Source organism: Mycobacterium sp. M23085 (assembly GCF_045343915.1).
Lineage (GTDB): Bacteria > Actinomycetota > Actinomycetes > Mycobacteriales > Mycobacteriaceae > Mycobacterium.
Genome location: NZ_CP174280.1, coordinates 351,362 through 370,239 on the forward strand (window position 1 = coordinate 351,362; position 18,878 = coordinate 370,239).

Annotated in this window: 20 protein-coding genes; 15 read left to right on the top strand and 5 right to left on the bottom strand. The window is 65.0% G+C overall.

Annotated features, from left to right (window positions below):
- Nucleotides 1–9: 9 nt before the first annotated feature.
- A complete protein-coding gene (locus ACIUM1_RS01470; RefSeq protein WP_406815542.1) occupies nt 10–1,371 on the bottom strand; it encodes an HNH endonuclease signature motif containing protein in 1,362 nt (453 codons plus the stop codon).
- A gap of 384 nt (nt 1,372–1,755) precedes the next feature.
- On the opposite strand from ACIUM1_RS01470, the gene ACIUM1_RS01475 reads away from it, so the two are divergent.
- From ACIUM1_RS01475 to ACIUM1_RS01490, 4 genes are all read left to right on the top strand, one after another.
- Nucleotides 1,756–2,976, top strand: a complete 1,221-nt coding sequence (locus tag ACIUM1_RS01475) for an IS110 family transposase (RefSeq protein ID WP_406815543.1) — start codon at nt 1,756–1,758, stop codon at nt 2,974–2,976.
- A gap of 197 nt (nt 2,977–3,173) precedes the next feature.
- Nucleotides 3,174–3,638 (top strand): hypothetical protein, encoded by a 465-nt coding sequence (locus tag ACIUM1_RS01480; protein ID WP_406815544.1) that lies wholly within the window; start codon nt 3,174–3,176, stop codon nt 3,636–3,638.
- A gap of 112 nt (nt 3,639–3,750) precedes the next feature.
- Nucleotides 3,751–4,881 (top strand): nitronate monooxygenase, encoded by a 1,131-nt coding sequence (locus ACIUM1_RS01485; RefSeq protein ID WP_406815545.1) that lies wholly within the window; start codon nt 3,751–3,753, stop codon nt 4,879–4,881.
- A 126-nt stretch (nt 4,882–5,007) separates the two neighbouring features.
- Nucleotides 5,008–6,015, top strand: a complete 1,008-nt coding sequence (locus ACIUM1_RS01490; protein WP_406817655.1) for an IS481 family transposase — start codon at nt 5,008–5,010, stop codon at nt 6,013–6,015.
- Here ACIUM1_RS01490 and ACIUM1_RS01495 read toward each other — a convergent pair.
- The 3 genes from ACIUM1_RS01495 to ACIUM1_RS01505 form a co-directional block, all read right to left on the bottom strand.
- Entirely contained in the window at nt 6,012–6,233 is a 222-nt protein-coding gene (locus tag ACIUM1_RS01495; RefSeq protein WP_406815546.1) for a hypothetical protein, read from the bottom strand. The two genes, ACIUM1_RS01490 and ACIUM1_RS01495, sit on opposite strands and share 4 nt — an antisense overlap.
- Nucleotides 6,234–6,311: 78 nt before the next feature.
- Nucleotides 6,312–6,602: a hypothetical protein gene (locus tag ACIUM1_RS01500; RefSeq protein WP_406815547.1), complete on the bottom strand. Its 291-nt coding sequence runs from the start codon at nt 6,600–6,602 to the stop codon at nt 6,312–6,314.
- Between the two features lie 12 nt (nt 6,603–6,614).
- Nucleotides 6,615–7,013: a hypothetical protein gene (locus ACIUM1_RS01505; protein WP_066997832.1), complete on the bottom strand. Its 399-nt coding sequence runs from the start codon at nt 7,011–7,013 to the stop codon at nt 6,615–6,617.
- Between the two features lie 247 nt (nt 7,014–7,260).
- Here ACIUM1_RS01505 and ACIUM1_RS01510 point away from each other — a divergent pair, with 247 nt between their 5' ends.
- The 3 genes from ACIUM1_RS01510 to ACIUM1_RS01520 are packed head-to-tail and all read left to right on the top strand — an operon-like array spanning nt 7,261 to nt 10,170.
- Nucleotides 7,261–8,565 (top strand): cytochrome P450, encoded by a 1,305-nt coding sequence (locus ACIUM1_RS01510; protein ID WP_406815548.1) that lies wholly within the window; start codon nt 7,261–7,263, stop codon nt 8,563–8,565.
- 18 nt (nt 8,566–8,583) lie between these two features.
- Nucleotides 8,584–9,597: an alcohol dehydrogenase catalytic domain-containing protein gene (locus tag ACIUM1_RS01515; protein WP_406815549.1), complete on the top strand. Its 1,014-nt coding sequence runs from the start codon at nt 8,584–8,586 to the stop codon at nt 9,595–9,597.
- Nucleotides 9,598–9,609: 12 nt separating this feature from the next.
- On the top strand, nt 9,610–10,170 hold the full coding sequence (locus ACIUM1_RS01520; RefSeq protein ID WP_406815550.1) for a YceI family protein: 561 nt from the start codon (nt 9,610–9,612) through the stop codon (nt 10,168–10,170).
- A gap of 22 nt (nt 10,171–10,192) precedes the next feature.
- Here the strand turns inward: ACIUM1_RS01520 and ACIUM1_RS01525 are convergent, their stop codons facing one another.
- Entirely contained in the window at nt 10,193–11,341 is a 1,149-nt protein-coding gene (locus ACIUM1_RS01525) for a hypothetical protein (protein WP_406815551.1), read from the bottom strand.
- Between the two features lie 590 nt (nt 11,342–11,931).
- Between ACIUM1_RS01525 and ag85B the strand changes: the two genes are divergently transcribed.
- The 8 genes from ag85B (at nt 11,932) to ACIUM1_RS01565 (ending at nt 17,898) form a co-directional block, all read left to right on the top strand.
- Nucleotides 11,932–12,924, top strand: a complete 993-nt coding sequence (gene ag85B, locus ACIUM1_RS01530) for a diacylglycerol acyltransferase/mycolyltransferase Ag85B (protein WP_406815552.1) — start codon at nt 11,932–11,934, stop codon at nt 12,922–12,924.
- A gap of 190 nt (nt 12,925–13,114) precedes the next feature.
- Nucleotides 13,115–13,645, top strand: a complete 531-nt coding sequence (locus tag ACIUM1_RS01535; RefSeq protein ID WP_406817897.1) for a chorismate mutase — start codon at nt 13,115–13,117, stop codon at nt 13,643–13,645.
- 93 nt (nt 13,646–13,738) lie between these two features.
- On the top strand, nt 13,739–14,188 hold the full coding sequence (rpfC, locus tag ACIUM1_RS01540; RefSeq protein ID WP_406815553.1) for a resuscitation-promoting factor RpfC: 450 nt from the start codon (nt 13,739–13,741) through the stop codon (nt 14,186–14,188).
- A gap of 35 nt (nt 14,189–14,223) precedes the next feature.
- Nucleotides 14,224–14,697: an SRPBCC family protein gene (locus ACIUM1_RS01545; RefSeq protein ID WP_406817898.1), complete on the top strand. Its 474-nt coding sequence runs from the start codon at nt 14,224–14,226 to the stop codon at nt 14,695–14,697.
- Between the two features lie 5 nt (nt 14,698–14,702).
- Entirely contained in the window at nt 14,703–15,536 is an 834-nt protein-coding gene (locus ACIUM1_RS01550) for an SDR family oxidoreductase (protein WP_406815554.1), read from the top strand.
- A 12-nt stretch (nt 15,537–15,548) separates the two neighbouring features.
- On the top strand, nt 15,549–15,971 hold the full coding sequence (locus tag ACIUM1_RS01555) for a lipoprotein LpqH (RefSeq protein WP_406815555.1): 423 nt from the start codon (nt 15,549–15,551) through the stop codon (nt 15,969–15,971).
- A gap of 56 nt (nt 15,972–16,027) precedes the next feature.
- Nucleotides 16,028–17,350, top strand: coding sequence for a cytochrome P450 (locus tag ACIUM1_RS01560; RefSeq protein WP_406815556.1), 1,323 nt, complete (start codon nt 16,028–16,030; stop codon nt 17,348–17,350).
- A gap of 104 nt (nt 17,351–17,454) precedes the next feature.
- On the top strand, nt 17,455–17,898 hold the full coding sequence (locus ACIUM1_RS01565) for a nuclear transport factor 2 family protein (protein ID WP_406817899.1): 444 nt from the start codon (nt 17,455–17,457) through the stop codon (nt 17,896–17,898).
- Nucleotides 17,899–18,878: the final 980 nt, after the last annotated feature.

Below are 18,878 nucleotides of genomic sequence, written 5' to 3' on the forward strand. Positions count from 1 at the left end.
CGCGGACCGCTACGGGTCGTCGTCGTCGCCATCGGTCAAGAGTTTTTCGGGGTGGTGGTAGGTGTTGGTGCGGGGTTGGCCGCGGTCGAGGTGTGGCGGCGGGAGCCATTCGGTGTCGCCGTTGACGCGTTGTCGGGTGGTCCAGCCCTTCTCGAGGAGCCGGTGGTGGGGGCCGCAGGCCAAGGTGAGTTGGTCGATGTCGGTGCAGTGGGTCGTGGCCCAGTCTTGGACGTGGTGGACCTCGCAGTAGTAACCCGACACGTCGCAACCGGGATGCGTACACCCACGGTCCTTGGCGTACAAGACAATTCGCTGGCCAGGCGAAGCCAGGCGCTTGGTGTGGTAGAGCGCCAGGGCCTTGCCCTTGTCGAAGATGGCCAGATATTGATGGGCGTGGCGGGCCAGGCGGATCACGTCGGACATGGGTAGCAGGGTGCCGCCGCCGGTCAGGCCCGTCCCGGCGGCGGCTTCGAGCTCGGCCAGGGTGGTGGTGACGATGATGCTGGCCGGTAATCCGTTGTGCTGGCCCAGTTTTCCGCTGGCCAGCAGCGCGCGCAGCGCGGCGTTGAGCCCGTCGTGGTTGCGCTGGGCGGTACTGCGGCTGTCGCGCTGCACCGCCTCTTCGGGCGGGGCGCCGTCCAGGGTCGGGGTGTCATCCTCGGGGTTGCACATGCCGGGGGCGGCCAGCTTGGCCAGCACCGCCTCCCAGCTGGCCCTGGCTTGCGGTGTCAACCATCCGCTCAGGCGGGTCATGCCGTCGGGTTGCTGGGTGCCCAGCACCAGCCCGCGCATCCGCGCCCGGTCGGCGTCGGTGTAGGTGCCGTCGGGGTTGAGGCAGTCCATCAGGCGCTTGGCCAGCTTGGCGAGCTGATCGGAGCGAAATTCGGTGGCCTTGGCCGCCAGCTGTTGTTCGGCGTGCACACACGTCTTGAGATCGACCGAGGCGGGCAACTCGCGGAAAAACCGCCGGATCACCGCCACATGATCGGCCCCGATGGCCCCGGCGCGCTGGGCCGCCGCGGTCGCGGGCAACACCGGCGCCAACGGCTGGCCGGTCAACGCCCGGCGCGGCCCCAGATCGGCCGCCTCGGCGATACGCCGGCCGGCCTCGGCCCGGGTCAGGTGCAGCCGCTCGGCCAGCGCCCAGCACAACGTGCCGCCCAACTCGCTTGAATCCGCTTGCTCGCCAAGCTGATTGATCAGCTGATGACCGGGCGCCTGCAGCTGGCGTGTCACGCATTCGAGTTTCGCCAAGATTCTCCAGCGTTCCGGATTGGTCAACACCGCATAGCCATGCTCCTGAAACCGAGAAACCACAGCGCACAACGCATCCACGTCGTCCTGAATCTGCGCACGGTCCACCACAGTCATGCGCGCCGCCCAGTCGGCCGTGCAAACGGGCTGTCCAGTTCATACCCGAGTGCCTCCAACCGGCCCACCGCACGAATAGAACGCATGTTCGAAATGCTACGACCCGGCTGCCGACATTGATTCTGTTAAGCCGGTTCGGGTGAGGATGGTCTTGCCCGCTCGCTGCTGGTGATGACCCTCGCACCGACTGATGCCCTGCTGGGTTGTCTTCCAATTGATCTGTCTCACCAGCGACGAGCGGGCAAGCACCACCACGAGAGCCCCAGTGCGGCGGGCATGACCTAATCAGGAGCCTGGCAGTTCCCTCGTCAATGTCTTGTCTGCCCGCCCCACCGGGGTGTCACCCACCGCACGGTTCATTGCACAGAGAGGACACCAACCATCGTGACATCCCCACGCCGGGTCGTCATCGGCGTCGATACTCATCTCGACACCATTCACCTCGCGGCCATCACCGACACCGGTCAACTGCTTGGCGATGCCGAGTTTCGCACCAACCCGACCGGTTACTACGTCGCCCGGCGCTGGGCGCAAAGCTTTGGAGAGGTGTTCATCGCCGGCGTCGAGGGCACGAGCAGCTATGGGGCTGGGTTCACCCAAGCATTGCAGGTCAACGGGATTCACGTTGTCGAGGTCAACCGACCCGACCGCTCTACCCGGCGTCGCCAGGGTAAATCCGACCCACTGGACGCCTACAGCGCCGCTCGCGCCGTGCTGGCCGGCCACGGCCTGGCCGTGCCCAAAGACCCCAACACCGGCGCACTCAAAGCCCTGCTGATCGCCCGCCGCGGCGCAGTTAAGGCCCGCACCGCGGCCATTCAGCAGATCAAAGACCTCCTCGTCACCGCGCCAGCAGAGCTGCGGGAGCGCTACCGCCGCTACGCCACCACCCTGCGCCTAGTCGAGGCCTTGGCCCGGTCCCAGCCGTGCACCCACGACGACCCCATCACCGCCGGGGCGGTGCTGATCGCCTGCAAAGCCCTGGCCCAGCGCATCGAGTTCCTCGACCACCAAATCGGTGAGCTGACCACCCAACTCGACACCATGACCCGCGCTTTGAACCCTGCGCTGCGAGCCGCCTTTGGCGTCGGCCCCGACACCGCCACACAGCTGCTCATCACGGCCGGAACCAACACCGACCGCCTGCGCTCAGAAGCCGCCTTCGCCCGCCTGGCCGGTGTCGCACCGATCCCGGCTTCCTCAGGAAAAATCACCCGCCATCGGCTCTCGCGCGGTGGGGACCGCGCCGCCAACAACGCCCTGCACCGCATCGCACTGGTCCGCTGGTCTCACGACGAACGCACCCGCGACTACGCCGCCCGCCAACTCGCCGCCGGACGATCCAAAAAAGACGTCCTGCGACTACTCAAACGCGCCATCGCCCGCGAGATGTTCAAACACCTCACCGCACCCTGCCCCATCGATGACTACAGCGATCTCAGACCAGCACGGCAAGCCCGCAACATCACCCTGACCAGCGCCGCACACCACCTCGGCGTCTGGCCCACCGTCATCTCACGACTCGAACGAGGAGTCCAACGCCACGACACCCTCGCCGCCAACTACCGCCACTGGCTCAACACCCACCACATCGACGCCGCTTGACGTCGTAACACAGATAGGAGCATCAAGAAGCGCACCCTCGAAACCACTGGAACAAAAGTGGCACAAGTAAATTCAACCGGCACAGCGCACCGGCGCCCACCGGCGGTCCGGTGCCTCTTGCGCTGCCGAGAACAATGAGTCCAAGCGGCATCGCGCTGCGGCGCGTGCCAGGGATGGATCAGAGGTGGGTGAGTGCCATGGCCTCGTTGCTCATGGCCTGCGGCGGGTTTCTGTTCGCCGTCTTATGGATGGACTTGATTTTCGACGTCCAGGTTCTGCGCCACCGCGGCGCCGCGACTGAACTGCCCGAGTCCGTGCTCGCCTCCATCGCGGCGTACTACCACCGCGCGACCACCACGTCCCGGCCGATGAGCCACTTGATTGCGCTCGTCATGCTCGCCTTATTGGGAACGCTTGTGTTGCAGGCGGCGCGCGGACACGACCCCGGTTGGCTTCTGGTGACCTCGGCTCCGCTTGCCGGCATTCCGACCATGTTGGCGTTGACGCACACGGTTCCCGATGCGGTACAACTCGGCCGTCGCGCGGACAGTCCCGCCGAGCAGACGCGTCTGGCGCGGTCGGTCTTCCGCGACCATCTGCTCGGTGCCGCCTGCATGCTCGTCTTTCTCGTGCTGTGGGTGGCGAACAGTGTCGCGATCTGACGTCAGTGACGGGTCGTAGTACTAAGGCGCAGGTCAGGACCCGCTGGCCACGTCAGTGGGCCGCGTACTAAACTAGAACACGTTCCAATTCGGCGAGCTCCCAGGAGTTGTAATGCACACCCCTATCTGCGATGAACTCGGCATCGAGTTCCCGATCTTCGCCTTCACGCACTGCCGCGACGTCGTCGTGGCGGTCAGTAAGGCCGGGGGGTTCGGCGTGCTCGGAGCGGTCGGCTTCACGCCCGAGCAGCTGGAGATCGAACTCAACTGGATTGACGAGAACATCGGCGACCACCCGTACGGCGTCGACATCGTGATCCCGAACAAGTACGAAGGCATGGACTCACACCTGTCCGCGGAGGAGCTGGCCGAGACGCTGCGCAAGATGGTGCCACAGGAGCACCTCGACTTCGGAAAGAAGATCCTTGCCGACCACGGTGTACCGGTCGAGGACAGCGACGGCGACAGCCTGCAGCTCCTCGGTTGGACGGAGGCGACGGCCACGCCCCAGGTCGAGGTGGCGCTCAAGCACCCGAAGGTGAAGATGATCGCCAACGCGCTCGGCACCCCGCCGGCCGAGATGATCAAGCACATCCACGAGGCAGGATTGAAGGTGGCCGCGCTGTGTGGCTCGCCCTCGCAGGCTCGAAAGCATGCCGACGCGGGCGTCGACATCATCATCGCCCAGGGCGGCGAGGCCGGCGGGCACTGCGGCGAGGTCGGCTCGATCGTGCTGTGGCCGCAGGTGGTCAAGGAGGTCGCCCCGGTTCCGGTGCTGGCCGCCGGCGGCATCGGCAGCGGCCAGCAGATCGCGGCCGCGCTGGCGCTCGGTGCGCAAGGCGCGTGGACCGGTTCGCAGTGGCTGATGGTTGAGGAGTCCTCGAACACCCCGGTTCAGCAGGAGGCATACGTCAAGGCCGGCAGCCGCGACACCGTCCGCAGTCGCTCGTTCACCGGCAAGCCGGCGCGCATGCTGCGCAACGACTGGACCGAGGCGTGGGAAGCGCCGGAAAACCCGAAGCCGCTCGGAATGCCATTGCAGTACATGGTGTCCGGCATGGCGGTGCGGGCCACCAACAGGTACCCCAACGAGTCCGTCGACGTGGCGTTCAACCCGGTCGGCCAGGTCGTCGGGCAATTCACCAAGGTGGAAAAGACCTCAACCGTCATTGAGCGCTGGGTGCAGGAGTACCTGGAAGCGACCAACCGCCTCGACGAGCTCAACGAGGCCGCCTCCGTGTAACGCGCGCTAGATGTGATGTCCAGGGACGTTGTCCGGTCTGGTATCGGTGAGCCTGTGTGACAGGTGAAGGCCTCCGGTTGTGAAGTGGAGCTGTCTAGGAACCGCTTCGTCAACCAGGAGGCCTTCGTGTCCCACGCTAACGCTGCTTTGACCCCTCGTGCTCGGTTGAGACTGGCTCAGTTGATCGTCGAGGGCGGCTGGACCTACGCCGCGGCCGCCAAGATGTTCATGGTCGCACCGCGAACTGCTAAAAAGTGGGCCGATCGGTTCCGTGCCGAAGGTGTGGCCGGGATGGTCGACCGCAGTTCTCGACCGCGCACCAGCCCTACCCGCACCCGTCCTGAGGTCGTTCGGCTAATCGTGGGCATACGGTGGCGTCACCGATACGGTCCCGTGCAGATTGCTGGTCGTCTGGGCATGCCGGCCTCGACTGTGCACGCAGTGCTGACCCGATGCCGGATCAACCGCCTGGCGGCCATCGATCGCATTACCGGTGAGCCGCTGCGCCGTTATGAGCATGCCCATCCCGGAGCGCTGATTCACGTGGACGTGACCAAGTTCGGCAACATCCCCGACGGTGGCGGCCACAAGTTCGTGAGTCGACAACAAAGCAAGCACAACGCCGCCCAGACGGCTCACCGCACCGGTAATCGCGGCGACCGCGCCAAGAACTGGCGCCCGAGGATCGGAACAGCGTTCGTGCACACCGTCATTGATGATCACTCCCGCATGGCCTACGCCGAGATTTGTACCGACGAAAAAGCTGCCACCGCGATAGGCGTGCTGCAGCGCGCGGTGGCATGGTTCACCGAGCGCGGCGTCACCGTCGAGCGAGTCCTATCCGACAACGGATCTGCCTACAGATCCTTCGCATGGCGTGATGCCTGCGCAGATCTGCAGATCACCCCCAAGCGGACCCGTCCCTATCGCCCACAGACCAACGGAAAAATCGAGCGATTCCACCGCACCTTGGCCGACGGCTGGGCCTATGCCCGGCTCTATGACTCAACCGAACAGCGCGACACCGCGTTGCCAGCCTGGCTGCATTTCTATAATCACCATCGAGCCCACTCCGCCATCGGAGGCCAGCCACCAGTCACTCGACTGACCAACCTCCCTGGACATCACAGCTAGACGTCGTCGGCTTCGTCGCGGCCGGTGAACACTTCCTTCGTCCGGTCGAACGCGTAGGTGCCGATGTCGATGGAATTCTGAACGATGCCGCCGGCGCCGCCGGCGAGGTCGCCGCGGATGATGTCGCCGGCGTGTTCGACGATGTCGGAGGCTTTTTCGACGGCGTTGGTCGCGATATCCCTCGCCGCGTCGACTGCATCTTTGGGGTTGAAGGCCATCTCGAATCTCCTTTTATTGCAGGACGGTCGCTTCGACTCTAGACGGGCGCACGCACCGTTTCTCGTCGGTGTCGCGGCCTAGTAGTGCACCAGCGAACGCCAGTAGTCTTCGGGAATTTCGGCCCCGGAGCGCATTATTCGGGATAGTCCGATGGCCATCGCGATGCCCAGCAATCCCAACCAGAGACCGGCCAGAGCGATGGCACCCCACAGCGCGGCGGTGACGGCGGGCCAGGGCGAGAGGACGGCGAGCACCGGCGCAAAGAAGAACCCGGTGCCGATGTACCACGCCGACCCGGCGCGATCTGAGGCCAGCACGAAACGCAGCCAGCGGGGCACCGCCAATTCGCCGGGCTCGCTACGCTTCATGGCCGCATCCGATCATCCGCTGGGTGGGAAAAATCCTGCGCCGGTAAACCATCCGGGCTGCCACCCCTGAGCTCCCAGGCACAGCATGGGAAGTCCGTCCGGGGTCTGCGCCGCAGCCTGGGAGCCCGGACATTTCGCGCCGGTCTGCTGGACGCCATACAGCGGGTAAGACGCCACCCAATATCCGGTGGTGGCCGCGGGGAACTGATTGGGCGGCGGGAAGTGACAGGCCTCGGCCTGTCCGCTGGGCCCCCGCCCGAAGATGAAGCGCTCGTAGTTGTCGCACGGCGCGCCCAGCGAAGCCTGATAGTTCATCCCCGGTACGTCGCCGTCATAACCGGCGGCCGCGCACGGTGCCAAACCGATCGTGATGCCCGCTATCGAAGCGGCGCTGAGCAGTTGCCGGATCATCTTCTACCCCGCTTGTCGTCGCCGGTGACCTGCACCAAAGCATATCGGTCGGACCGTCAGCCACAAGACCGTTCCGGCGTACCGCAACGATTGCCGGCGTAGACCCGCTGCGCGGGCCGAATCCGCCGGTGAAGAACACGTTCCAATTCGCCCGCGGCGATCTTGCCTCAATGCTTCCCAACCAAGGTGCGGCAGTGGTTTCCTTGCACATGGACGACTAGACCACTTCGTCATCGAGGAGCGGGCAATGCCAACCGTCGAGCCAACCGTCGAGCCAACTGCCAAGCCGGTCCCCAACCTGCCTCCCGGCTTCGATTTCACCGACCCGGATATCCACGCTGAGCGACTTCCGGTCGAAGAACTGGCCGAGCTGCGCAGGACCGCGCCGATCTGGTGGAACGAGCAGCCGAATGGGGTGGGCGGTTTCGATGACGGCGGCTTCTGGGTGGTGTCCAAGCACAAGGATGTCAAAGAGATCTCGCTGCGCAGCGACGTGTTCTCCAGCCTGCAGAACACCGCCCTGCCGCGCTACAAAGAGGGCACCATCCAACAGCAGCGCGACACCGGCAAGTTCGTGCTGCTCAACATGGACGCCCCGCAGCACACCCACCTTCGCAAGATCATCTCCCGCGGTTTCACCCCCCGCGCCGTCGAGCGGTTGCGCGACGACCTGAACCAGCGCGCCCGGCAGATCGTCGCGAAAGCGGCCGCCGCGGGTTCCGGCGATTTCGTCGAGCAGGTTTCCTGCGAGCTTCCATTGCAGGCCATCGCCGGATTACTGGGGGTGCCGCAGGAAGACCGCATGAAGCTCTTCCACTGGTCAAATGAAATGGTGGGCGACCAGGATCCCGAGTTCGCGCGCAACGACGCGATGGGCGCCTCGGTCGAATTGATCACCTACGCCATGCAAATGGCCGCCGACCGGGCGCAGAACCCCGGGGAAGACATCGTCACCAAGTTGATCGAGGCCGACGTCGACGGGCACAAGCTCTCCGATGACGAGTTCGGTTTCTTCGTCATCCTGTTGGCCGTGGCCGGCAACGAGACCACTCGCAACTCCATCACGCAGGGCATGATGGCCTTCACCGACTTCCCCGACCAGTGGGAGCTGTACAAGCGCGAGCGTCCCGCCACAACGGCCGACGAGATCGTCCGGTGGGCCACCCCTGTGACGTCGTTCCAGCGGACCGCGCTGGAGGACTACGAGCTGTCCGGCGTTCAGATCAAAAAGGGCCAGCGCGTTGTAATGGTCTATCGCTCAGCCAATTTCGACGAGGAAGTGTTCGACGACCCGTTCACCTTCAACATCCTGCGTGACCCCAACCCGCACGTCGGATTCGGCGGCACCGGCGCGCACTATTGCATCGGAGCCAACCTGGCGCGGATGACCATCGACCTGATGTTCAATGCGATCGCCGACGCCATGCCCGATCTGGAATCGGTCGGCAAGCCCGAACGGCTGAGGTCGGGCTGGCTCAATGGGATCAAGCACTGGCAGGTGGACTACCACACCAACGGTGCTCAGAGTTGTCCTGTCGCGCATCAGGCGTAGGGGTGACAAGCTAACGACATGCCCACGCATCGAGCCGTCCATGTCCCGTCCGCAGGTGCAGCTTTGGAGCTGGTCGACGCCGAAACCAAACCACCGGGTCGCGACGAGGTACGGCTGACGGTCGCTGCGTGCGGCATCTGCGGCACCGACGCGCACTTCGTCAACGGCGGCTTTCCCGGCATGTCGTGGCCCCTGACTCCCGGACATGAAATCGCGGGGAAAGTCGCCGAAATCGGGGACGGCGTAGAGGATTTCGCGGTCGGTGATCGCGTCGCGGTCGGCTGGTTCGGTGGATGCTGCTACCACTGCGACCAATGCCGTAAGGGCCTGTTCATTCACTGCGAGAACGGCAAGGTGCCGAGTTGGCAGTATCCCGGTGGATACGCGGAGTCTGTCACCGTTCCGGTGAGCGCGCTGGCCCGCATCCCGGCCGAGCTTTCCGACGTCGAGGCCGCCCCGCTGGGTTGTGCGGGCGTGACCACCTACAACGCCTTGAGGCATACCAAGGCGTTGCCCGGTGATCGGGTGGCGATTCTCGGTGTCGGCGGCCTGGGCCACCTGGGCGTGCAGTTCGCCCGGGCGATGGGCTTCGAAACCATCGCGATCAACCGCGGTGCCGGCAAGGCCGACGACGCCCGGAAGTTGGGCGCCCACCACTACATCGACTCCACAGCCAACGACCCCGCCGAGGCGCTGAAGGACCTCGGCGGAGCGACGGTGGTCCTGGCCACCGCGGGTAATTCGAAAGCCATGGCCGACACGGTCGGCGGCATACTCCCCCAAGGTGAACTGGTCACCATCGGGGTCACGCCCGAGCCGCTGCCGATCAGCCCGGTGCAGCTGATCACGCCTGGCATCAGCATCGTCGGCCACCCCTCCGGAACCGCGAAGGACGTCGAGGACACAATGCATTTCGCGGTCGTGTCCGGCGTGCGAGCGTGGATCGAGGAAGTGCCGCTGGCAAAAGCCGCCGAGGGCTACGCGGCCCTGGCCGAGGGCCGGGCGCACTACCGCACCGTCTTGACGATGTGACACAGTCGGTTGGTGGCTTCCGACAAAGACTCGGTGTGGGAGATCGACCCGGCTGACGGTGAATTGTTGCTGCACACCGGCGTTTCGGGCAGGGCGGCGCGGATGGGCCATCGCCTCACCATCGCGATGACACGTTGGCGCGCCGCCATCAGCTGGGCCGGCTCCCGGCCCGTCAGGGTGCAGCTTGCGGTCGACGTCGATTCGTTCGACGTGCTGCGCGGTGAAGGCGGCGTCAAGGGGCTGTCCGGGACGGAGAAAGCACTGGTGCGGTCCAATGCATTGAAGTCGTTGTCTGCCAGTCGATTCCCTGAAATTCGCTATACGGCAGAGGTCATTGATCCGGTCGAGGACGGGTACCGTCTGACCGGCGTGCTCGAAATCCGGGGTGTGTCGCGAGAGCACGTGATCGACGTGCGTACCGAAGATCTCGGCGACTCATGGCGGATGTCAGTCGAATCCACCATCCGGCAGTCCGACTACGGCATCAAGCCCTACTCGCTGCTGATGGGCTCGGTCCAGGTGGCCGACGAAGTGTCGCTGACTTTCTCCGCGGTTCGCGCCCAAGGCAATTGAGGGCTATCGGCGTGCCCTTGAATCAGGGCTGCGCGTCGGTTGCGACACGCGGGGCTGAATCAACCGCCGGATCGCCGGTGTCGCCGGGAATGTGCTCCAGTACCCGGGTCAAATAGGGCTGCCGGTTACCGCCGTCCGACTGCGGTTCATTGACGGCGCCCGGTTGCTCGTCGGGGGCGTTCGGCTCCGAAACCGGTTCGCCGACCGGCGATTTCGGCTGCGGGATAGACGACTTGGGCTGCGAGACGACCGGAAGCGGCGCGACGGCCGTGACCGCCTCGGCGATCTGGGGTGTGGGCGGGTGGGTAGCGTGCTTCGGAGCGGCGGCCGCGCTGGCCGGACCAACGTGAATGCCCACCGCGAGTGATACCGAGCCGACGAAGGTGACGGCCCCGGCCGCCAGCGCGGTCACCGCTCCGGCGTAGGACAGCCGCCGCTTTTGAACTGGCGCCGCAACGGGTTCCGTGACGTACTCCACCAGCTGCTCGTCGGTGAACTCGGTGCTACGGGCCGCGGACAGCGCCGCACCGCGAGCGATGGTCACCTGGGCCATCGATTGCACGAAAACCGGCACCGGCAGGGTCTTTTCGAGTTGCCAGGACAATCCGTCGATGTCGCTGTGGCCACCTACCACGACAACGCCGCCCGGCTGCCACCCGTTGCGCTCGAACATTCCTGTCAGCCAGCGGGTCAGACCATCGAAACCGCCGCGCACGTGCTTGGTCGCCGTCTGGGTCTCCCCGTCGTGCGTGTCGACCATGACCACGGTCGTCAAGTCATGGTCCAGAATGCAGACCGCGGTCTGCTCGTAGCCGATGACGGGCGCGATAGCCTGCGCCAACGTCTCGATGGCCTCCAGCTGCCGGATCGGTACGACGTTGTCAAAACCCGCGTCCGTCAACGCCTCCAACACCAGCGCCGCCTGGGCGGCGGACCCGTCGTTCCAGGTCACACCGATGACACGCAGCCGGTGATCGCTCTCGGCCGCCGCGATGTCGACCCGCAATACCTCGTCGAGCACCTGATCTGCGGTACCGACGGCGCGCACGCCGTCGCCTGAGCGCAGCGCCAGCTCCCGGTGATCCAGGATGGTGCCATCCGCGCCGTGTCCTTCGGCGAGGACCCAACCAACGGTGGTCGGCGTCACTGACAGGCCCAGAACCGTGTCCAAATCTTTGCCCCAATCGGTCCCGCGCCTCCGACGCCCTCAGCCGCACCAACGCGCACCATGAAGCCGCAGGTGCGGTGATTCGAGAGAGCCGGAACAGACCCGGGATAGCGTGGTCTTCATCGGCTTGCTCCGGAGAGCCTACGCGGTCGGCGCAAGTCCGGCTCCCCCGGCCGCGAAAGCCACCGCAGTTTTTATCGCGCAAGAAAATAATTGCCGTTGTCGCGCCGCACCGATGGCGCCGTCAAACGGTCAAAGACGCGACCCGCAGCCTTCTGGCGGTGACCCACGCCGAAATCCGGGCCGGACCTCGTTTCGGGTGCTTTCCATCCCCTGGCGCATCGCGGGGACCCATGGCGCTCACCACCCTTGAGATGCGGCGCGGCCTGGCGTTTTCCATCCCGACGGGTTGGGCTGTCGCAGAGCGGGTACGCGGGGCCTGCGCCGACCGGTCGTGCCGGGTGGCGAAATTGCGAAGTGAAAAAGCGTTGCCGAAACGAGACGCGTCCGCGTCCCAATCGACATTTGACCAACTCACACGGTAAATTCCTGTGAGACCACGATCACACTGACCACATCGACAAGGGGCAGGTATGACAGATCTGAGCGAGAAGGTCCGGGCCTGGGGGCGCCGGCTTTTGGTCGGCACAGCGGCGGCAGCCACGCTTCCGGGCCTGATCGGTCTTGCCGGCGGCGCACCGACAGCGCATGCGTTTTCGCGACCGGGTCTGCCCGTCGAATACCTGCAGGTGCCGTCCGCCGGGATGGGCCGCAACATCAAGGTCCAGTTCCAGAGCGGCGGCAACGGTTCTCCCGCGGTGTATCTGCTGGACGGTCTGCGGGCTCAAGACGACTACAACGGCTGGGACATCAACACCCCGGCGTTCGAGTGGTACTACCAGTCGGGCCTGTCGATCGTCATGCCGGTCGGTGGCCAGTCCAGCTTCTACAGCGACTGGTACAACCAGGCCTGCGGTAAGGCCGGCTGCCAGACGTACAAGTGGGAGACCTTCCTGACCAGCGAGCTGCCGCAGTACCTGCAGTCCAATAAGAGTGTGAAGCCCAACGGAAGCGCCGCGGTCGGAATCTCGATGGCCGGTTCCTCGGCGATGATCCTGGCCGCTTACCACCCGGCGCAGTTCATTTACGCCGGCTCGCTGTCGGCTCTGCTGGACCCGTCCCAGGGCATGGGCCCGTCGCTGATCGGTTTGGCGATGGGAGATGCCGGCGGTTACAAGGCGAGCGACATGTGGGGACCGTCGAGCGACCCGGCCTGGGCGCGCAATGACCCGACCATCCAGATCCCGAAGCTGGTCGGCAACAACACCCGGCTCTGGGTGTACTGCGGTAACGGCACGCCGTCCGAGCTCGGTGGGGCGAACATGCCGGCCGAATTCCTGGAGAACTTCGTGCGCAGCAGCAACCTGAAGTTCCGGGACGCCTACAACGGCGCCGGCGGCCACAACGCGACGTTCAACTTCGATGCGAACGGCACCCACAGCTGGGAGTACTGGGGAGCGCAGCTCAACGCCATGAAGCCCGACCTGCAGGGCACCCTCGGCGCCACCCCGGGCGGCGGCGGATAGCCTTTTCGCCCAGCTCGTTCACTACTGCGCCTGACGACACCGTCAGGCGCAGTAGTGCGTTTGGGGCGGAATCGCGTGTCGCGTCGGAGCGTCGTGGCCAACGCGGGCGCACGCACGCGCCAGAATCGTCGTCATGCACCGCAGCGTCCGCTTGCCGCGCCCGGCTGCGGCCGTGCGCCGTGGCGTCGTGATGGTCGGCGGCCTGGCGATGCTGGTGGCGCCGGCCCGAGCCGACACGGAAAGTCCGCTGGCTCCCTTGGTCGACGCAGCCGCCCAACGGCTGCAGGTTGCCGAGCCCGTCGCTGCATACAAATGGAACCAGCACGGCGCCATCGAGGACCCCACCCGGGTCCAGCAAGAACTGGCCAGGCTCGGTGACGAGGCCGCCGCCGAACACATCAGCCGTGACTACGTCACGCGCGTTTTCGGCGACCAGATCGGTGCCACCGAGGCCATCGAATACAGCAGGTTCGCGGAATGGAAGCTCAATCCTCCAAGCGCCCCGGCTGATTCGCCGGACCTGTCGGCATCGCGGTCCGCGATCGACGCCCTCAACCAGACAATGCTGACTCAGATTCTGGCCAACTGGGACCTGCTGCACTCGCCGGAATGTGCCGGGCAGCTCGACGCCGCGCGGGACGGTGTCGTCCACGGCCGCCAGCTCGACAGCCTCTACCAGCGGGCCCTGTCATCAGCGACGCAGTCATACTGCCAGCAATAATTTACTTTTTCCTCACCAATTTCTAACGGTCTCTTTCGGGCCGCCGAAAAGGCGGTTTTCGCAGATAGACGGCATATCTCGCACCATTTTCGAATGGGTAACGCTTTGGCTACACCCGCCGAAATTCTGGACATGAAATATCTCTGCAAGCTCCTCGTCAAGTCCGTAGCGGTCGGCGGGTTCGTTGCAGCGTCGATGGCTTCATCCACCGGTGTGGTGAGCGCGGACCCCACTCCCAACTGGGACGCGGTCGCTCAATGCGAATCCGGTGGCAATTGGCACGCCAACACCGGGAACGGCGAATACGGTGGGCTGCAATTCAAACCGAGCACGTGGGCCCGCTATGGCGGTGTCGGCAACCCCGCGGCCGCATCCAGGGAGCAGCAAATCGCTGTGGCCAACCGGGTTTTCGCCGAAGAGGGGGTGGAGGCCTGGCCAAAGTGCGGCGCACAATCCGGTCTGCCAATCGGCTGGTACTCGCATCCGGCCCAGGGCATCAAGCAGATCATCAACGGGCTGATCCAGGCGGCCGTTCCGCACTGATGAAACGCGCCCGTGGTCTATGACCCAGCGCCTGGCTGTGTTTGGATCACCCCATGGAAGGTTCGGCGACTGTTCATATGGCGGCACCTGCGGCCAAGATCTGGGATCTGATCGCAGACGTCCGCAACACCGGGAAGTTTTCCCCCGAAGTTTTTGAAGCCGAATGGCTGGGCGGTGCGACCGGGCCGGCCCTCGGCGCGAAATTCCGCGGCCACGTCCGGCGCAACGAGATGGGACCGGTGTACTGGACGACATGCAAGGTCACCGCGTGCGAACCGGGCCGCGAATTCGGGTTCGCGGTGCTGCTCGGTGACAGGGCGGTCAACAACTGGCACTACCGCCTGGCGCCCAGCGGCGGCGGGACCGACGTCACCGAGTCGTTTCGGCTCAACCCGGCCCCATGGCTCGCCATGTACTGGTTGTTCGGTGGCTTTCTGCGCAAGCGCCGCAACATCCGGGACATGACCAAGACGCTGAACCGCATCAAAGACGTGGTCGAGGCGGGCTGACGGTCGTGAAATCGGTCTTCATCACCGGCGCCGGCAGCGGCATGGGCCGCGAGGGAGCAAAGCTGTTCCACGGCAAGGGCTGGCGCGTTGGCGCGGTTGACCGCAACGATGATGGCCTGGCGGCGCTGACCGAAGAACTCGGCGGCGATCGACTGTGGACCCGCGCCGTCGACGTGACGGACCGGGCGGCCCTGGAAGCCGCCCTGGCCGATTTCTGCGCCGGCAACAGCGGTGGCGGACTCGACATGATGTGGAACAACGCCGGTATCGGCGAATCCGGCTGGTTCGAGGACGTGCCCTACGAGGCCGCGATGCGCGTGGTCGACGTGAACTTCAAAGCGGTACTGACCGGCGCGTACCTTTCGCTGCCCTACCTCAAAAAGGCACCCGGCAGCCTGATGTTCTCGACGTCATCGTCGTCGGCCACCTACGGCATGCCCCGCCTCGCCGTCTACTCGTCCACCAAGCACGCGGTCAAGGGTCTGACCGAGGCGCTGAGTGTGGAATGGCAGCGACACGGTGTGCGCGTCGCCGACGTGCTGCCCGGCCTGATCGACACCGCCATCCTCACGACGACGACCAACCACTCCGCCGACGGCCGCGCGCCCATGACAGCGGAGCAACTGCGGGCCACCGCGCCCAAGAAGGGCATGCTCAGGTTGATGCCGGCAAGCAGCGTGGCCGAGACGGCGTGGCAGGCCTATCACCATCAGAAGCGGTTGCACTGGTATGTACCGAAGAGCATTCGCTTGATCGACTTGTTCAAGGGGCTGAGTCCGGAGTTCGTGCGACGCAGCATCGTCAAATCCCTGCCCGCGCTGATGCCGAAGCAACAATAAGGAGGTCGGCTGGTGCAAAACCGTTTTCTTGCAGTCGCTTTGGCTGTAGCTGGCGTCGTCGTCAGCGTCGCCGGGTGCAGTGCGGGGCAGACGACACCTCGTCGGGCCGCCCGTCTGACCATCGACGGCGCCACTCACACGACGCGTCCCCCCGCGTGCCGGCAAGACCAGATGTACCGCACCATCAGCATCCCGGACCGCGACGGCGCCGTCGAAGCGGTGGTGTTGCTCAGCGGTTACCGAGTGATGCCGCAGTGGGTGAAGATCCGCAATATCGACGGATTCACCGGCAGCTTCTGGCAGGGCGGAGTGGGGGACGCGCACGTCGACCTCACCAACGACGCGTTCACCATCACCGGCAGCGCCTACGGCATCAACAGCAGCAACCCCAACAAGGTGGTGAACACCGACTTCAAAATCGTCGCGCAGTGCTGACTCCCGAGGTGGTCGGGGCCTAGGCTCGAAACCACACCTGAACGAGGGAGGGGTCGGTGAAGGAACGATTGCACTGGTTCGCCATGCATGGCTTCATCCGGGGCGCCGCGGCGCTCGGGGCCCGCCGGGGTGACGTCCAGGCCAGGCTGATCGCCGATCCGGCGGTGGCCGCCGACCCGGTGCGGTACTACGACGAAGTCCGCGCCCGCGGCAAGCTGGTCAAAGGCCGCGTCGCCTACCTGACGGCCGATCACGCACTCGCCCATGAGCTGCTGCGGTCCGATGATTTCCGGGTGCTGATCTTCGGATCGAATCTGCCGGCGCCGTTGCGATGGGTGGAGCGCCGCACCCGCGACGACCTGCTACATCCACTGCGCGCACCTTCACTGCTGGCCGTCGAGCCGCCCGATCACACCCGCTACCGCAAGACCGTGTCGGCGGTGTTCACCCCGAGGGCGGTTGCCACGCTGCGAGATCGGGTCGAGCAGACCGCCGCCGAGCTGTTGGACCGGCTGGCCGGCGAGTCGGGCGTGGTGGACATCGTCGGCCGATATTGCTCACAACTTCCCGTCTCGATCATCAGCGACATCCTCGGTGTACCCGAGTCGGAGCGGCGGCGGGTGCTGGAGTTCGGTGAACTGGCCGCGCCGAGCCTCGACATCGGGTTGCCGTGGCGGGAATACCGCAGCGTGCAGCGTGGGCTCGCCGGCTTCAGCTCGTGGCTTGATGAGCATCTGCAGCAGTTGCGCCTGGACCCCAGCGACAACTTGATGAGCCAGCTGATCCAGACCGCCGAAAGCGGTTCTGCGGGAACGTATCTGGACGATAGGGAGCTTCACGCAATCGCCGGTCTGGTGTTGGCCGCCGGCTTCGAGACCACGGTGAACCTGCTCGGCAACGGGATTGGGATGCTGTTGGACGCGCCTCAGCACCTCGACACGCTACGACGGCGTCCCGAATTGTGGCCCAACGCCGTCGAAGAGATCCTGCGGCTGGAATCGCCGGTACAGCTGACCGCGCGGATCGCGCTCAACGATGTCGAGATCGCCGGCCGGCAGTTGCAGCGTGGTGATTTGGTGGTGGTGTATCTGGCTGCTGCCAACCGGGATCCGGCCGTGTTCCCCGATCCGCACCGCTTCGACATCGAAAGGGACAACGCCGGAAGGCATCTCGCCTTTTCCGGGGGTCGCCACTTCTGTCTGGGCGCGGCCCTCGCCCGCGCCGAGGGCGAAGTCGGACTGCGCACGTTTTTCGACCGGTTCCCCGAGGTGCGCGCGGCGGGCGCCGGAAGCAGGCGCGAAACCCGCGTTCTGCGGGGTTGGTCGTCCTTGCCGGTGAACCTGGGGCCGGCCCGGTCGATGGCCGCGGTGGACGGCTAGCGTCGCGCCGTGTGAGCGCCTGGGCCGCGTGCCGTACCTGTGGCCCCACTTGTTGACACCAAGACGGCGACGGAGTTTTATTTGCCGCTATGGCAGAGGCTTCTATGGTGGCGGTCGAGGATGTCGTGCGTGGGCTGTGGCAAGCCCTTTCGCGGCGGGACTGGGAAGCGATCAAGACCTTCCTGTCCGAGGACTGCCTCTATGTCGACATGCCGGTGCCGGCGTTGTCGGCCCGCGGTCCGGAGGACATCGTCAAACGCCTCAGGATGGGTCTGGAGCGGTTGGCCGGCTACGAGAATCACGCCGGTGTGCTGGTGTCCAACGGCTCCGACGTGCTCTACGAGCATTCTGAGACATGGACATTCGCCACGGGTGAGCAGGGTGTGCTGCGATTCGTGACGGTCCATAAGGTCGTCGACGGCAAAGTGACTGTCTGGAAAGACTATTGGGACTTCAACAGCCTGGTGGCCTTCGCTCCCCCGAACCACTTCGAGGGCTTGGCAAGTGGGGATACCAGCTGGGTATTCGACGCGACTGCATTAGTCTGACGGATTCACTCTGTGGCCCGCATTGGGACGATCACCACCTACCTAGCTGGCGTTCGCACCGAGAGAGAACCGAGTTGAACCGTCACGCAGTCTCCGATGAGAAGCAACGACTATCTCGACCATTATGGATTAGGTATTCCCGGTGTCAGTGCTCCCGGAATGCCTGGGATGATTTGCAACGGCGCGGATGGCCCTGGCGGGGGTGGCGGTCCCGGTACTTCCGGTGCTTGCTGTGGTTGGCCACCCGGCGGGATTCCCTCAGTCGGTAAGACCGGCTCGCTCCAAAAACCCTCCGGAGCCATGTGGTCTTTACAAAAATTTGTCGAGTTCATCACCACCATGTATTCCCTCCACAGTCCTGGCGGGTTGGGTGCCGGTGCCATCGCGCCGTCTGGACACCGCCAACTACAACTAAGAGCGCCGATGCCGGCACCGCCAATCCCGCCGCTCACGCCGTTGTTGGACGCACCGATAAGGCCATTGACGCCGAAACCACCTGCCTCGCAATGCATATGCGAGCCATTAATCTCGGTCGGGTAGTCGCAGAAGCCACCTTGTGCGAACAAAGCGCCGCCACCGGACCCAATGCCCGGGTACGGGCAGAGGTCGGCGTGAGCCGACCCGGCCGGCAGGATGACTAACGCGCAGAAGCCGAAAGGTACCGCTGAAGCGCAAGTTATGATTTTCTTCATCGTTCATCCAATTCACGTCCATAAACCAAATACCATCGCTGGTCCTGGGTGGTAGTGCACTGCGGCGACGACGATCTCGCCTGACTGAAACTTCTTTCGCTGTGAACACCCCGGTTGGGGCTTGCCCTCGTACATCAATCCCCTAAGCGGTTGGAATCGTTGTGGGTTGGGGTTTGGGTCATCCCTTGCGCAAACTGGCGGATATTGGTGGTCATGACTCCCTCCTCCTCGAGGAGCTATGGGCACTGGGTTTGCGCCGCACGCATTCAAATTCTGCTCCGGCCCATC